The following is a 14,256-nucleotide window of genomic DNA, read 5'->3' as shown; positions in this document are numbered from 1 at the left end:
TGTCTAACTTTTTGGGGGCAGTCTAAAATTGGAATTTGGATTTTTTAAAGCTATAATTTAATAATTTACCCTACCAAGTTAATAATTTTCCCTGGCACAATAATCACTTTATTTGGCGTTCTGCCGTCTAATTGTTTTTGGGTTCTTTCATCTTGCATTACGATTTCCTCGATTTGTTCTTTGGTTAAATCCAAAGGCAATTTGATGGTGAAACGCATTTTTCCGTTGAAAGAAACTGGATATTCTTTTTCACTTTCAACCAAATGTTGCGCGTCAAAAACTGGAAACGGAACAGTTGCAATAGACCCTTCGTGACCTAACAACGACCACAATTCTTCTGCAATATGAGGCGCATAAGGCGAAATCACCACTGCTAATGGCTCTAAAATGGCACGAGAATGACAGTTTTGTGATGACAATTCGTTGACACAAATCATAAATTGTGAAACCGAAGTATTGAAAGAGAATCCTTCAATGTCTTCTGCCACTTTTTTGATGGTTTTGTGTAATGACTTTAAGTTGTCTTTGGTAGGTTCGTCGTTGTTTACAATCAAACCGTTTTCATCAAAATACAAACGCCATAGTTTTTTCAAGAAACCAAAAACTCCAGAAATTCCTGCCGTATTCCAAGGTTTGGCTTGTTCCAATGGTCCTAAGAACATTTCATACAAACGCAAGGTATCCGCTCCGTATTCTGCACAAACATCGTCTGGACTAACTACATTTAACCAACTTTTAGACATTTTACCTATTTCAGTTGTTGCAAATAATTTTTCATTTGACATTTTAATCGCAAACGGAAACATTGTATCCTCTCTTAGTTTCTCAATATTTATTTCAAATGAAATCGGATCAATACTTTTATATGGTATCCTTTTAGGAGTGACATTTGTCGAACGATTTACTATTTCAAATTTTATATCTTCATCTGAAATTTCTTCGTAATCAAACTTCTTCTTAAATAAATCAAGAAATTTTTCTTTAAATAATTCTTCATCTATTAAAAAAGATGAATCAAAAATTAAATCCTCATTTTTTGTGTTTTCTTGATCTTTAAAAATGTTTGAAACTATTTGCAAATCATTATTTGGATGTTTATAAGAATCGACAGAGATATTTACTGTAAAATCAAAATATGGATAATACGCACTCGTCCCCAAAATCATCCCTTGATTAATCAGCTTCTTAAATGGTTCTTCGGTCGGAGCAAAACCCTTGTCTTTTAAAAATTTGTTCCAAAAACGAGAATACAACAAGTGACCTGTCGCGTGTTCGCTTCCGCCAATGTATAAATCTACGCTTTCCCAATATTTCAAAGCCTCGGCAGAAGCAAATTCGGTTTCGTTTTGCGCATCCATATAACGCATCCAATACCAAGAACTTCCTGCCCATCCTGGCATCGTATTCAATTCTAAAGGAAAAATGGTTTGGTTGTCTATCAACTGAGTACTAACCACTGAACACTGAACACTATCCCAAGCCCAAACTGCTGCATTCCCCAAAGGAGCTAATCCGTCTTCAGTTGGTAAATATTTCTCTACTTCTGGTAAAACGATTGGCAAATGTTTGGCATCAATCATTTGTGGCAATCCGTTCACATAATATACTGGAAAAGGCTCACCCCAATAACGTTGACGCGAGAACACTGCATCACGCAAACGGTAATTGATTTTCCCTTTACCTTGACCTATCGCTTCTAGTTCGGCAATAACTTTCTGAGTCGCTTCTTTGTAACCTAAGCCGTTCAAGAAATCAGAATCGATTAATTGAAACCCTTCTTTGGCGCCATAAGCCGCTTCTGAAATGTCTTGGTCAAAGATATTTTTGATAGTTGGCATCCCGTTTTGACCTTTGAAGAAATTTGCAAAAGCATAATCTCTTTCGTCTCCACAAGGCACCGCCATTACGGCTCCAGTTCCGTAACCCGCCAACACATAATCGCCAATCCAAACTGGAATGGGTTCTTTGGTAAACGGATGTTCCGCATAAGCACCAGTGAACACTCCCGAAATAGTTTTCACATCGGCCATACGCTCTCTTTCGGAACGTTTCGCTGTTTTTTCAATATAAGCGTCTACAGCTTCTTTTTGTTCTGGAGTTGTAATTTGAGCCACCAATTCGTGCTCTGGAGCCAAGGTCATAAACGTTACTCCAAAAATAGTATCAGGTCTGGTTGTAAATACGTCAATACTTGCTTCGTGATTTTGCACATTGAAAGTTACCATCGCCCCAACCGATTTTCCAATCCAGTTGCGTTGACTTTCTTTGATACTTTCGCTCCAGTCAATATCGTTTAAACCTTGCAACAAACGTTCTGCATACGCTGAAATTCGCATACTCCATTGTGTCATTTTCTTGCGAATCACAGGATAACCACCACGTTCTGAAACGCCATTTACAATTTCGTCATTTGCCAAAACCGTTCCCAATCCAGGGCACCAGTTTACTTCAGTTTCTGCTAAATAGGTTAATCGGTACTGTAATACAATTTTTTGTTGCTCATCGGATGAAAATGCGTTCCATTCGCTTGCTGAAAAACTAATGATATTGTCATCGCAAACAGCATTTACAGTAGCATTTCCTTCTTTTTCGAAAATAGCTGTCAAAGTCGAAATATCTTCGGCTTTGTCGGTGTCTTTATTGTACCAAGAATTAAACAATTGGATAAAAATCCATTGTGTATGCTTATAATAATCAGGATTGGAAGTTCTCACTTCTCTGTCCCAATCAAATGAAAATCCAATGTTGTCCAACTGTTTTCGGTAACCCGCAATTGCATTTCCCTCTTTATCTACTCCCCCGTCAATATTTACACGTGTGGTATCTTCTGGACGTTGTCCTGTTTGAATGGCATATTGTTCAGCAGGTAATCCAAAACTATCATAGCCCATTGGATGCAAAACATTAAAACCTTGATGTCTTTTGAAACGCGAATACACATCTGATGCGATGTAACCTAGAGGATGTCCAACGTGTAATCCCGCTCCAGAAGGATAAGGAAACATATCCAAAACATAATATTTTGGTTTATCAGAGTTGTTTTGCGCTGCAAAAGTCTTGTTGTCAGCCCAATATTTTTGCCATTTGGCTTCGATTTCGTTAGGATTGTATTTCATTTTCGAGTTGCAAAGCTAAAAAGTAGCTGAGTTTCTAAGTTTTAATAATAAAAATTTTAAAGCGCAAATTTACATTTATTGTACGAAAGTTGAAAGTTTGGGCGTTATTAACTTCAAATAAAGAATTTGTTTGTTATTTTTACGCCATAATTAAAGTATGCTATGAGTTCTAACTTCGACAAATTTCAAAAACGCAGGTTAATTTCCTCTTATTTTTCGGTAGTATTGAGTGTTTTTTTGGTGTTATTCCTATTGGGAACATTAGGACTATTCATCGTGAATTCTAAAAAATTAGCCGATGATTTTAGAGAAAAAATTGCGATGACTGTTTTCTTCAAAAAAGAAGCTACTGACAGTACTTTTCAGGCCTTTGAAAAAGAATTAAAAGCGGCTAAATTTCCGAAACAATTTGTATATGTTTCCAAGGAAAAAGCAGCCAAAGAACACACAGATATCATTGGAGAAGATTTCCTTACTTTCTTGGGAGAAAATCCACTTCAAAATTCCTACGATATCAACCTAAAAGCGGATTATGTGGTTCGTGATAGTATTACTAGAATTGAAAGTCATTTTCGTAAAAACCCAATGATTTCTGACATTGTTTATGACAAACAATTGGTAAATCTAGTAAACGATAACATCAAGAAAGTTAGTATGTGGATTTTAATCATCAGTGGTTTTCTAACGATAATTGCAGTGTTATTGATTAACAGCTCCTTGCGTTTGTCGATTCATTCCAATCGTTTTATCATCAAAACGATGCAAATGGTGGGCGCTACCAAATCCTTTATCCGCAAACCTTTTGTCATTAAAAGCATAAAATTAGGAATGATTGGAGCTGGTTTGGCTATCGTGGCTTTGATTTCTTTATTAATTTATATTGAAACGAACTTCCCAGATTTAGGAATTTTAGAAGACAAATTAATCATTGCTGTGATTCTCTTGGGCGTATTTGGTCTTGGCGTTTTAATCACTTGGTTGAGCACGTACTTTGCTACTCAACGTTTCTTGAACCTAAGAACAGACGATTTATATTAGTCTTTCAATATTCAGCTACAACTATTCGATAATTCATTAAGTTGCCATAAAATGAAAAACAACGAAATAAAAAAAGAATTCCTTTTTGAAAAAACCAACTACATCATCCTATTAATAGGTATTGCAGTAATTGCACTTGGGTTTCTACTAATGTCTGGCGGTGGTAGTGATGACCCTGCCGTTTTTAGTGAAGCTATTTTTGACTTCAGAAGAATTCGTTTGGCTCCAACAACGGTACTTATAGGTTTTGGAATCACTATTTATGCTATTCTTAAAAATCCTAAAAAACAGTAATTAGTGATTAGTTACTGGCTTTTCTCCATTTTACAAACATAAAAATGAATACACTACAAGCAATCATCCTTGCAATTATTGAAGGAATTACTGAATTTTTGCCTGTTTCTTCGACTGGGCATATGATTATTGCTTCGTCTTTTTTTGGAATTGCGCACGACGATTTTACCAAATTATTCACTATTGTGATTCAATTGGGAGCGATTTTATCGGTAGTAATTTTGTATTTCAAACGGTTTTTCCAATCCTTAGATTTCTATTTCAAGTTATTGGTGGCTTTTATACCTGCAGTCGTTTTGGGATTGCTATTAAGCGATTTTATAGACGGATTGCTTGAAAATCCAGTTACCGTTGCAGTGTCATTGCTAATTGGTGGTTTTATTTTATTAAAAGTAGACGAGTGGTTCAATCACACTACTACAGAAAACGAAAAAGAAATCACCTATCAACAAGCCTTTAAGATTGGTTTGTTTCAATGTTTAGCAATGATTCCCGGAGTCTCTCGAAGCGGAGCGAGTATTGTGGGCGGAATGTCGCAAAAATTATCTCGTACTTCTGCGGCAGAATTTTCTTTTTTCTTAGCTGTTCCTACGATGTTGGGCGCTACAGTCAAAAAATGTTACGACTATTATAAAGACGGATTTGTTTTGAGCGACGACCAAATAAACTATTTGATTATTGGTAATATCGTGGCTTTCATAGTAGCCTTATTGGCAATTAAAACCTTCATTGGTTTCTTGACTAAAAATGGTTTCAAAGTATTTGGTTACTATCGTATATTGGCAGGGATTGTCTTGCTTATTATTCATTTTTTCATTCATCCTCTGACCATCATTTAATGACACCCGAAGACTACTTAGAAGGTCAAGTCCTTTTGATTGACAAACCCTTGCATTTTACTTCTTTTCAAGCGGTAAACAAGTTGAAGTATTTATTGATTAACAAAGTGGGATTGCCAAAAAAATTCAAGATTGGTCACGCAGGAACCTTAGACCCATTGGCTTCTGGTTTATTATTAATCTGCACTGGTAAATTCACTAAACGCATAACAGAATTACAAGGGCAAGCCAAAGAATATACAGGCACTTTTCATATTGGAGCTACTACTCCATCCTACGATTTAGAAACCGAAGTAGACCAACACTTCCCAACCACACACATCACTGATGCGTTGATACACGAAACGGTAAAACAATTTTTGGGAGAAATTGATCAAAAACCACCTATTTTTTCCGCTATAAAAAAAGATGGCGTACGCTTGTACGAGCACGCGAGAGCAGGAGAAACCGTTGAAATTGCAAGCAGAAAAACCACCATTCACGAATTTGAAATCACCAGAATTGCACTTCCAGAAGTTGATTTTAGAGTGGTTTGTAGCAAAGGTACTTACATCAGATCTCTAGCCTTTGATTTTGGACAAGCTTTGCAATCTGGAGCACATTTAACAGCTCTGCGAAGAACCAAGATTGGTGATTATGATGTTCAAAATGCTGTAACACCAACTACTTTTGAAGAACATTTAGGATAAAACATAAAAAACACATGACAATTTCTTATTCTAGAACTTGCGATGTGTTTTCCTTAAAATTCAAAGTACTTTTAAATCATACTTTTAGCTTTTAACAGCTGGGGCTAAACCGAAGTTAATAATGAATTGTTGTCTTTCCTCCAAACAACATTGAAGAAAAGAAGTCATAAAACTTTTCAAATAGCTTTTTCATAGGTGTGTGTTTTTAAATGATAAGCACTATTTCAAACACCAATAAAAAAGTAAATCAAATTTGATAGATCGGGTTACTCCTTGCTAATTTACTAATTAAATTCCACAATAAAGCAGTTGACGAATATAAAATAATTGTTAATTATTTGAAATAAAGAGTTTTACGTCACAAACTAAACCTCTATAGATTCAGTAATTAAACCCAAAATTTCTTCTTGAGTACTTATTCCTTTATCATGTAAATACCATAATTGCAGCTCTGATTTGGCCGTTTCATCAACCACACCGTGCTCTTTTTTGTAATTCAAAATTAAGTCTTTGGCTCCTTTTGGTCTTGGTCCCCAATCGCCAACCACCTCAGAAGTAGCTTTATCAATAATAATCAACTTAGGGATAGCTTTTCCGCCATTGGTCAAAAAATGCTGCATTAAATCGTCATTTTCATCTCTAAAAACAACTTTCAAATCAATTTTATCGGTTTCTAATGCCATTTTATTCATAACTGGCAATAATTGAGCAGCATCACCGCACCATCCTTCAGCTAAAACCAACCAAATATATTCATTTTGCAATCCCTTTAGTTGTTCAGCAATGGCTGGATCAATTTTTATTGTTTTATCTAAACGATTCATTCTTGTTTCGTTTAGAGCACTATAATGCGTTAAATCTTCACTTTGTTCGTTCCCAGATGATTTTCCTTCTTTTAGTAAATCAGAAACTATTTTTCTGTAATTCGTATAAGGATGACTATGAAATAATGCTTTTGCTATTGAAGTTTTCATTTTATTATTATTTTTAGACAAAATTAAACATATCCGTTCAAAACTATTGTGATAAAAATCACCTAAATCAGAACAAAATACACATTCGTAATGCAACAATCAAAACCTATAGGTTTGGTATTATCAGGAGGCGGTTCTAAAGGCATTGCCCATGCAGGAGTTTTACAGTTTCTAAATGAACAAAACATTTATCCGACACAAATTTCTGGATCGAGTGCGGGATCCATAGTAGCCGCTTTATATGGATGCGGAAAAACACCCAAAGAAATTCTGGATTTTTTTAAATCCATTTACTTTTTCCACTGGAAGCATTTTACTTTTTCGAAAGCAGGGCTAATTGATCCTGAATCCTTCAAAGAATATTTTATAGAAATTTTCGAAGATAGCGTTTTAGGCGACTTGAAAATCCCCATTCACATAACTGCAACCAATATGGTAAAAGGAAAATTGACTGTTTTTGATGCCAAAACTAAAACAATAGACGCCATTTTAGCTTCAAGTGCTTTTCCAGGAGTCATTTCTCCCTATGAAATCAATGGGGAATTATACAGTGATGGCGGCATATTGAATCATTTTCCAACCGAATTAATTCAAGATAAATGTGCCTTTTTGATAGGTGTATATGTAAGTCCTATGCAAAAAATTCAAGCCAAAGATTTAACATCGATAAAGTCAGTTACCAGTAGAGCCTTTGATTTGCTTACCGCTAACTCAAGTTTAAATAAATTCAATACGTGTCATTGGCTGATAGAACCAGAAGAATTATGTGCTTATAGTACCTTTGAAACGAGTAAAACCAAAATGGATGCCATATTCAAAATTGGCTATGAAGCCGCCAAAAAAAGCTATAAAAACATAATCTTAGATATTTAAGGCACATTATTTCAGAAAAAACAGAATATCGCTATATTTGCACAAACAATTCAACAGACAAATGAAATACAAAAGAATCCTTCTAAAATTAAGTGGTGAAGCGCTAATGGGCGATTTAAACTACGGAATTGATCCTAAAAGATTAGCTGAGTATGCCCATGAAATTAAGAAAGTGCATGCTAAAGGAGTAGAAATAGCCATTGTAATTGGTGGAGGAAACATTTTTAGAGGTGTTGCTGGTGCAAGTTCTGGAATGGATCGCGTTCAAGGTGATTATATGGGAATGCTAGCCACTGTAATCAACGGAATGGCGTTACAAGGAGCATTAGAAGATAACGGAATGAAAACCCGTTTGATGACTGCTTTAAAAATGGAATCTATTGCAGAACCTTATATCAAAAGAAGAGCAGATCGTCATTTAGAAAAAGGACGTATTGTGATTTTTGGAGCTGGAACAGGAAATCCCTATTTTACAACCGATACTGCAGCCGTTTTGAGAGGTATCGAAGTAAGCGCAGATGTAATTTTAAAAGGAACACGCGTAGATGGTGTGTATGATTCTGATCCAGAAAAAAATGCTTCTGCTGTAAAATTTGACTACATTACATTTGACGATGTGTTAAGCAAAGGGCTCAATGTAATGGACACAACCGCTTTTACTTTAAGTCAAGAAAATAAATTGCCAATTGTAGTTTTTGACATGAACAAAGAAGGCAATTTATTGAAAATCTGTGAAGGCGAAAACATAGGAACAGTAGTTAATATATAAGTTTATGGTTAAAGGTTTGTAATTCATAGTTGACTGCGAACCACCAACAACAAACAACAACATAAGATTATGACTGAAGAAATTGAATTTATATTAGATAGTACAGAAGAATCTATGAATGGTTCTATTGCGCATTTAGAAAAATCATTTTTGAATATCCGCGCGGGGAAAGCTTCTCCAGCAATGCTTGGAAGTGTTTTTGTAGATTATTACGGGTCTGCATCACCGCTTTCTCAAGTGTCGAAAATTAGTGTTCCTGATGCGAGAACCATTACTTTGCAACCGTTTGAAAAAAGTATGTTGCACCCAATAGAAAAAGCAATTATGGTGGCTAATTTAGGGTTTAACCCAATGAACAATGGAGACATTATCATCATTAGCGTTCCACCTTTGACAGAAGACCGTCGTAGAGAATTGGCCAAACAAGCCAAAGCCGAAGCCGAAGACGCCAAAATTGGAATTCGTAACGCTCGTAAAGACGCCAATACCGATATCAAAAAATTAGAAAAAGACGGTACCTCGGAAGACATTTGCAAAAGCGCAGAAGAGCAAGTACAAAACTTAACCAACACTTTCATCAAAAAAATCGATGAATTGCTAGCCGTTAAGGAAGCCGAAATTATGAAAGTGTAACTTTCACAACAAACATATACTAAACCGTTTCCAAAAGTATCTTGGAGACGGTTTTTTTATGATTAAAAATCACTAAATGTGGGTATTGCTTTTAAGACATAATTTTGTGTTATTTACTTTTATATTCATCATTTACAAAACAACCTAAAACTATCACAATTTGTAAATAAAAACATTTCTAACAATATTATTATAAACTGGAAAGATATTAAAAGAGAAGAAAAAGAAGGCTATGAAATATTTGAACTCGAAGCTAAAGAAAAAGATTCTGTGAAAATCAATTCTAAGTTATTTCAGAAGACATTAAAATATGAACTTATAACTTTAAAAAACAATAATACCTTATATTCGTATCTCATAGAAGCTTTTTCAAACACAAACGGCGATTTATATCCAGGAACCATAAAAAAATTAAATAATTATTCAGGAACATTAAATATTTTCAATTTGGATGGAACATTACTAGGACAATTAGTCATCAACAAAGGAAAAATATTAAACCCTTCTAATGAAAAAAAAATTGAGCCTCTTGAAAATGTGATTCAACTATTTTACAAACCCAATAAGAATTCAACAACCAACAAAATACCTGAGTGTAATGCTTTTTTTGTAGTAAAATTAATTACCGAATACTATGTAGATCGATATGAAATATGGAAATACGCATCAACTGGCGAGGTTTTCTTAACTAAATACATTGGACAAGTACTTGTAAAAACAGAAGTGACATATAAAAATATGGCTGTAGCCTATCCATGCGATTCTGAATATGGAAATGACGACATTCATATTCCCTACTTATCAAAAAATTACCAAACTGTCTTCAAAGAAAATGCAGATATACTAGAAGAAAAAATTGATTATTCTCAATTAGACCCTTGCACCAAAGCAATAATGGAAAAGTTGAAAAATAGTAATGAAAAAGATATTGCAAGTATATTTAAAAAATTTGGAGCAACTACTATTTACAAACTTACTATGATGATGGGAGCTATGCAAAAAGTAGATAGTTTTGCCGAGACAATAAAGACTTCTACTAATAATTATTTAATAACCGTTTCAAAAGACAATTATACTACAGCATCAGACCTTTATAGAGCCACAGCTTTATTACACGAAATAATTCATGCTTATATGTTAAGTATTGTAGATGATAGCAATTATCCCACAACAACAACACCACAATTAACAAATTTTCCGGAATTATTTAAAGCGTTCGTTAATAAACGTAATAATACACAAGCTGCAGTTATGGCTCAACACGAGGATATGGCCAAAATATATGTTGAGGCAATTGCAACTGCTTTAGAACAATTTCAATGGAATGAAACAGGAGGAATTCCAAGTACTCTAGCTGATAAGCAGATATTTTTAGATATGGCATGGAGTGGTTTACATAAAACAGCAGTATTTGACAAAACATACCCTATTGGAAATCCAAATCGAGATAGGATTTTAGCTAGAATACTTGCTGAACAAAATGGAGTATACTCACAGGGACAATATGCAATTGGAAAAAAGTGTAATTAAATAAAGAAAAAATAATTTATCAATTCAATTAAAGCCTACAATAAAAATATTTATTGTTTCTAGCCATAAAAAAAATATAAACGATATGAAAAAAATTATTTATTTAATTATTTCAGCAATTTTTATAATAAGTTGTGCTGCAAGATATGAAAAAAGCAAAGTTGAAACTGGTGCTCCAATTACAGAGGTTAATGACACATTAAAAGAAAAATATGCAGTAATTAATGATTTTTTAGCAACAAAGATTAAAGATCGTTCAAAAGTAGTTCTAATTCATAGCAAAAAAATCAACACAGATATGACATTAAGAATTCTTAAATTAAATGAAATTTATGCATTGGATTCAATAGACAATACAAAAGACTACGAAGATAAAACATTCTACAAAGAAGCTGAGTGGGAAATAGCAAGAAAAAAATACAGCAAAAACTCTGCATCAGAAATAGAAAAAGCGACTTTCCAAGGAGGTGAATGTTGCTGGGGTACCGAAATTTTTAACCATAAAAATATAATTTTTGAACCGTTGGAATTTGGCACTCCAGCCTATGAAAAAAAGTATTTATTTAAACCTAATGATTATGAAGATTTTTATTTTTCTGAGCCTTTGTATTATCAAAACAATGAATACCTTATTTTTACTTTTTCTCACGGAATAGTATCTCCTACCTATAATTATGGTACAAATATCGTTATCTATCGAAAAAAAAATGGCAAATGGGTGCAAACGCATATAGGAATGCCAAATTGGTTTAGTTAATTCTACTATAGATTATCTTCATCAAAAAAATCGATGAATTGCTAGCCGTTAAGGAAGCCGAAATTATGAAAGTGTAACTTTCACAACAAACATAAACGAAACCGCCTCCAAAAGTATCTTGGAGACGGTTTTTTTATGCTATTTTTGTCAATCTAATACAAAAATCGCTTGGGTTCAAAACACACTTTTATGAAGCAATTGAGTTGGTTGTTGCTACTTTTTACGTTCTCCCTGCAGGCGCAATTCCAATGGAATGGTTTGGTGAAAGACGCGAAGACCAATCAACCCTTGCCTTTTGCGAGCATTACGAGCAACACGGGTGTACAAACCATCTCGGATGTAGACGGAAAATTCCAGCTCTTGAGCCCAAATCCTATTTCGGATTTTACGGTTTCTTATTTGGGTTACACGCCCTTCCAACAAATCATTATGCCCAACAAAACGTTTTATGTAGTGGCCTTACAAGAAAAGTCCAATGATTTGAATGAAGTCTTGATTCCTAAAGAAAATGATGCTTTGCAAATTATTCGAAAAGCCATAGCAGCTAAAACAGTCAACAATCCGCAGCAAAAAAACAATAGTTTTTCATTTAAATCCTATAACAAACTCCTAGTTACCGCCAATCCTGACTCTATTAATGGAAAAATCGACTCGGTTTTTGTAGACAAAACGTATGGTAGAGAACTCGTAAAAGTAGATTCTTCTAACTACAAATTTAAAGAAATCATCAGCAAGCAGCATTTGTTTCAAACGGAGAAAGTATCGCTTTTTCAGTACCAAAATACCCACTTAAAAGAAGTCATTTTAGGAACAAAAATGGCTGGCTTCAAGCAACCGATTTATGAAATCATCGCGTTCAATTTGCAATCTTTTTCGATTTATGAACCCAAATATGAGTTGTTTGAAACCAAATACAATAGTCCCATAGCCGATGACGCGCCAGAGTATTACAACTACAAACTACTGGATTCGGTAGCCATTGACGGCAGGACTACCTATATGATTTATTTCAAAAACAAGAAAAAGAAAAATGCCACAGGACTAGAAGGCGTTTTGTACATAGACACGAATTCTTATGCGATTGCAAAAGCCATTATGCGCATAAAAGGTGTGTTGGATATCAGCGGGACTCACGAATTTGTGTATTTGCCTACCGAAAAAATTTGGTTCCCCTCGGCTAAGACGTTCCAAATTGTAAAAGGAAAAAGCGATGATGACATTAAAATTCTTGGTGGAACCATACAGTTTGATGGCGATGTTGAACAAGGATTCAAACCGCGAAAAAAGGAAGCTACCGATATTAGTTATTTGATTTCCAAAAGCTACAATTTTGATATAGAATACAACAAAGCTGTCAAAATCAAACAGCCAATGATAGCGATTGACATACAAGAAGACGCTATCAATCAAACGGATGCCTTTTGGGAAGCGTATAGAAAAGAAAAGTTGGATTTGCGCAGTCAAAAAACCTATGCAGCTGTCGATAGCATTTCGATAAAAAATGGCATTGAAAGCAAACTGCTGTTTGGTAGAAAAATTATCAATGGGTATGTGCCCATTAGTGTGATTGATTTTGATTTAAGAAAGTTTGTAAGCTTCAACAACTACGAAGGTTTTCGATTAGGAGTTGGCGGCATCACCAATGATAGCTTTTCTAAAAAATGGAAAATAGAAGGCTATAGCGCTTATGGCACAAAAGACGGGACTTTTAAATACAGTTTAGGCATTGGTACCCGAATCAATAAGTTTTCGAATACTTGGTGGGGCGTTTCATTTACGGATGATGTGCGAGAAATAGCGAGCACTACTTGGACTGTTGACCGAAGAGCGTTCAAAATTTACGACCCAAGACCTATCAACATTAGTACTTTTTACCATTATCAAACGTGGAAAACGGGTGTGGAAACCAAGTTTATTCCAAAAACGGAAAGTATTTGGGAACTCTCGAATACTTTTGTGGAGCCAAAGTTTAATTATGCCTATAATCTAGACGGCAAACTTTTTACGAAATACAATTTGACTACGGCTATGGTTTCGTTGCGTTGGAATCCGTTTAGTGATTATATGCAAACGCCAACGGGAAGAATTGAAACCGAAAAAAGGTATCCCAAATTTACGTTTCAATTTACCAAATCATTACCCAACGTGGGCAACAATGATTTTGAGTTTAGCAAAATCGATTTTAGAACCGAATATCAAAAGAATTACTTGAACGGTCAAAAAACCAGTTTGCTATTTGAAGCAGGCTATACTATTGGCGACTTGCCTTTGACGCATTTGTACAATACGTCTCCGAATAATTTGAATAAAGAAACGATTATTCAGCGTGTGACTTTTGCAGGTAAAAACAGTTTCGAAACGATGTTTTTTAATGAATTTTTCTCGAGTAAGTTTGCTTATTTTCAGTTCAAGCACAGTTTTAATCGCATTCATTTGTTGAAAAAAGTGAAACCCAACTTGGTATTTGTGAGCCGTATGGGATGGGGCGATATGGAAAAACCAGAACAGCACGTTGGCATTAATTACAAAACCCTACGCGATGGTTTTTTTGAATCGGGAATTGAGTTGAGCCAAATTTATAACGGCATCGGGCTAAGTGGTTTTTACCGTTATGGCCCGAATCAATTGGCAAAATTCCAAGATAATATTGCGGTGAAAATTAGCTTTATTTTGAATTTGGGATTTTGATAATTTGCAAAGTTTTGCGTGAGGGATAGAAGCGGCATCCTCTTGGGGCGGGGTTC

Annotated in this window: 12 protein-coding genes; 10 read left to right on the top strand and 2 right to left on the bottom strand. The window is 34.8% G+C overall.

What is annotated here, in order from left to right; all coding sequences use genetic code 11:
• Positions 1-65 precede the first annotated feature (65 nt).
• Positions 66-3,116, bottom strand: a complete 3,051-nt coding sequence (locus FLAVO9AF_RS13535) for a leucine--tRNA ligase (protein ID WP_159689887.1) — start codon at positions 3,114-3,116, stop codon at positions 66-68.
• Between the two features lie 162 nt (positions 3,117-3,278).
• On the opposite strand from FLAVO9AF_RS13535, the gene FLAVO9AF_RS13530 reads away from it, so the two are divergent.
• The 4 genes from FLAVO9AF_RS13530 to truB are packed head-to-tail and all read left to right on the top strand — an operon-like array spanning position 3,279 to position 5,976.
• Positions 3,279-4,154: an ABC transporter permease gene (locus FLAVO9AF_RS13530; RefSeq protein ID WP_159689884.1), complete on the top strand. Its 876-nt coding sequence runs from the start codon at positions 3,279-3,281 to the stop codon at positions 4,152-4,154.
• Positions 4,155-4,205: 51 nt separating this feature from the next.
• Positions 4,206-4,448 (top strand): DUF3098 domain-containing protein, encoded by a 243-nt coding sequence (locus FLAVO9AF_RS13525; RefSeq protein WP_159689881.1) that lies wholly within the window; start codon positions 4,206-4,208, stop codon positions 4,446-4,448.
• Positions 4,449-4,492: 44 nt separating this feature from the next.
• The gene (locus FLAVO9AF_RS13520) at positions 4,493-5,287 is read left to right on the top strand and encodes an undecaprenyl-diphosphate phosphatase (protein WP_159689878.1); all 795 of its coding nucleotides are present in this window, start codon (positions 4,493-4,495) and stop codon (positions 5,285-5,287) included.
• The gene (truB, locus tag FLAVO9AF_RS13515; protein ID WP_159689875.1) at positions 5,287-5,976 is read left to right on the top strand and encodes a tRNA pseudouridine(55) synthase TruB; all 690 of its coding nucleotides are present in this window, start codon (positions 5,287-5,289) and stop codon (positions 5,974-5,976) included. Before FLAVO9AF_RS13520 ends, truB begins: the two co-directional genes overlap by 1 nt.
• A gap of 365 nt (positions 5,977-6,341) precedes the next feature.
• Here the strand turns inward: truB and FLAVO9AF_RS13510 are convergent, their stop codons facing one another.
• Positions 6,342-6,950: a thioredoxin family protein gene (locus FLAVO9AF_RS13510; RefSeq protein ID WP_159689872.1), complete on the bottom strand. Its 609-nt coding sequence runs from the start codon at positions 6,948-6,950 to the stop codon at positions 6,342-6,344.
• Between the two features lie 90 nt (positions 6,951-7,040).
• On the opposite strand from FLAVO9AF_RS13510, the gene FLAVO9AF_RS13505 reads away from it, so the two are divergent.
• From FLAVO9AF_RS13505 to FLAVO9AF_RS13480, 6 genes are all read left to right on the top strand, one after another.
• Positions 7,041-7,823: a patatin-like phospholipase family protein gene (locus FLAVO9AF_RS13505; protein WP_159689869.1), complete on the top strand. Its 783-nt coding sequence runs from the start codon at positions 7,041-7,043 to the stop codon at positions 7,821-7,823.
• A 61-nt stretch (positions 7,824-7,884) separates the two neighbouring features.
• Complete coding sequence (gene pyrH / locus FLAVO9AF_RS13500; RefSeq protein ID WP_159689864.1) at positions 7,885-8,592, top strand: UMP kinase; 708 nt, start codon at positions 7,885-7,887, stop codon at positions 8,590-8,592.
• Between the two features lie 69 nt (positions 8,593-8,661).
• Positions 8,662-9,225 (top strand): ribosome recycling factor, encoded by a 564-nt coding sequence (gene frr, locus FLAVO9AF_RS13495; RefSeq protein ID WP_159689859.1) that lies wholly within the window; start codon positions 8,662-8,664, stop codon positions 9,223-9,225.
• A gap of 270 nt (positions 9,226-9,495) precedes the next feature.
• Positions 9,496-10,755, top strand: coding sequence for a hypothetical protein (locus FLAVO9AF_RS13490; protein ID WP_159689856.1), 1,260 nt, complete (start codon positions 9,496-9,498; stop codon positions 10,753-10,755).
• 85 nt (positions 10,756-10,840) lie between these two features.
• Positions 10,841-11,512, top strand: a complete 672-nt coding sequence (locus tag FLAVO9AF_RS13485; RefSeq protein WP_159689853.1) for a hypothetical protein — start codon at positions 10,841-10,843, stop codon at positions 11,510-11,512.
• Positions 11,513-11,701: 189 nt separating this feature from the next.
• Positions 11,702-14,200: a DUF5686 family protein gene (locus FLAVO9AF_RS13480; protein WP_159689850.1), complete on the top strand. Its 2,499-nt coding sequence runs from the start codon at positions 11,702-11,704 to the stop codon at positions 14,198-14,200.
• Positions 14,201-14,256: the final 56 nt, after the last annotated feature.

This window comes from Flavobacterium sp. 9R (assembly GCF_902506345.1).
In the GTDB taxonomy this organism is placed as follows: Bacteria; Bacteroidota; Bacteroidia; order Flavobacteriales; family Flavobacteriaceae; genus Flavobacterium.
The sequence above is the reverse complement of the archived record's forward strand: the minus strand, read 5'-3'. Positions and strand labels throughout refer to the sequence as shown.

What these genes read in the sequence shown, in the direction of transcription:
- FLAVO9AF_RS13530 (WP_159689884.1), top strand. Translation starts at nt 3,279, where the DNA reads ATGAGTTCTAACTTCGACAAATTTCAAAAACGCAGGTTAATTTCCTCT.
- pyrH (WP_159689864.1), top strand. Translation starts at nt 7,885, where the DNA reads ATGAAATACAAAAGAATCCTTCTAAAATTAAGTGGTGAAGCGCTAATG.
- FLAVO9AF_RS13510 (WP_159689872.1), bottom strand. Translation starts at nt 6,950, where the DNA reads ATGAAAACTTCAATAGCAAAAGCATTATTTCATAGTCATCCTTATACG.
- FLAVO9AF_RS13505 (WP_159689869.1), top strand. Translation starts at nt 7,041, where the DNA reads ATGCAACAATCAAAACCTATAGGTTTGGTATTATCAGGAGGCGGTTCT.
- frr (WP_159689859.1), top strand. Translation starts at nt 8,662, where the DNA reads ATGACTGAAGAAATTGAATTTATATTAGATAGTACAGAAGAATCTATG.
- FLAVO9AF_RS13535 (WP_159689887.1), bottom strand. Translation starts at nt 3,116, where the DNA reads ATGAAATACAATCCTAACGAAATCGAAGCCAAATGGCAAAAATATTGG.
- FLAVO9AF_RS13520 (WP_159689878.1), top strand. Translation starts at nt 4,493, where the DNA reads ATGAATACACTACAAGCAATCATCCTTGCAATTATTGAAGGAATTACT.
- FLAVO9AF_RS13485 (WP_159689853.1), top strand. Translation starts at nt 10,841, where the DNA reads ATGAAAAAAATTATTTATTTAATTATTTCAGCAATTTTTATAATAAGT.
- FLAVO9AF_RS13525 (WP_159689881.1), top strand. Translation starts at nt 4,206, where the DNA reads ATGAAAAACAACGAAATAAAAAAAGAATTCCTTTTTGAAAAAACCAAC.
- FLAVO9AF_RS13480 (WP_159689850.1), top strand. Translation starts at nt 11,702, where the DNA reads ATGAAGCAATTGAGTTGGTTGTTGCTACTTTTTACGTTCTCCCTGCAG.
- truB (WP_159689875.1), top strand. Translation starts at nt 5,287, where the DNA reads ATGACACCCGAAGACTACTTAGAAGGTCAAGTCCTTTTGATTGACAAA.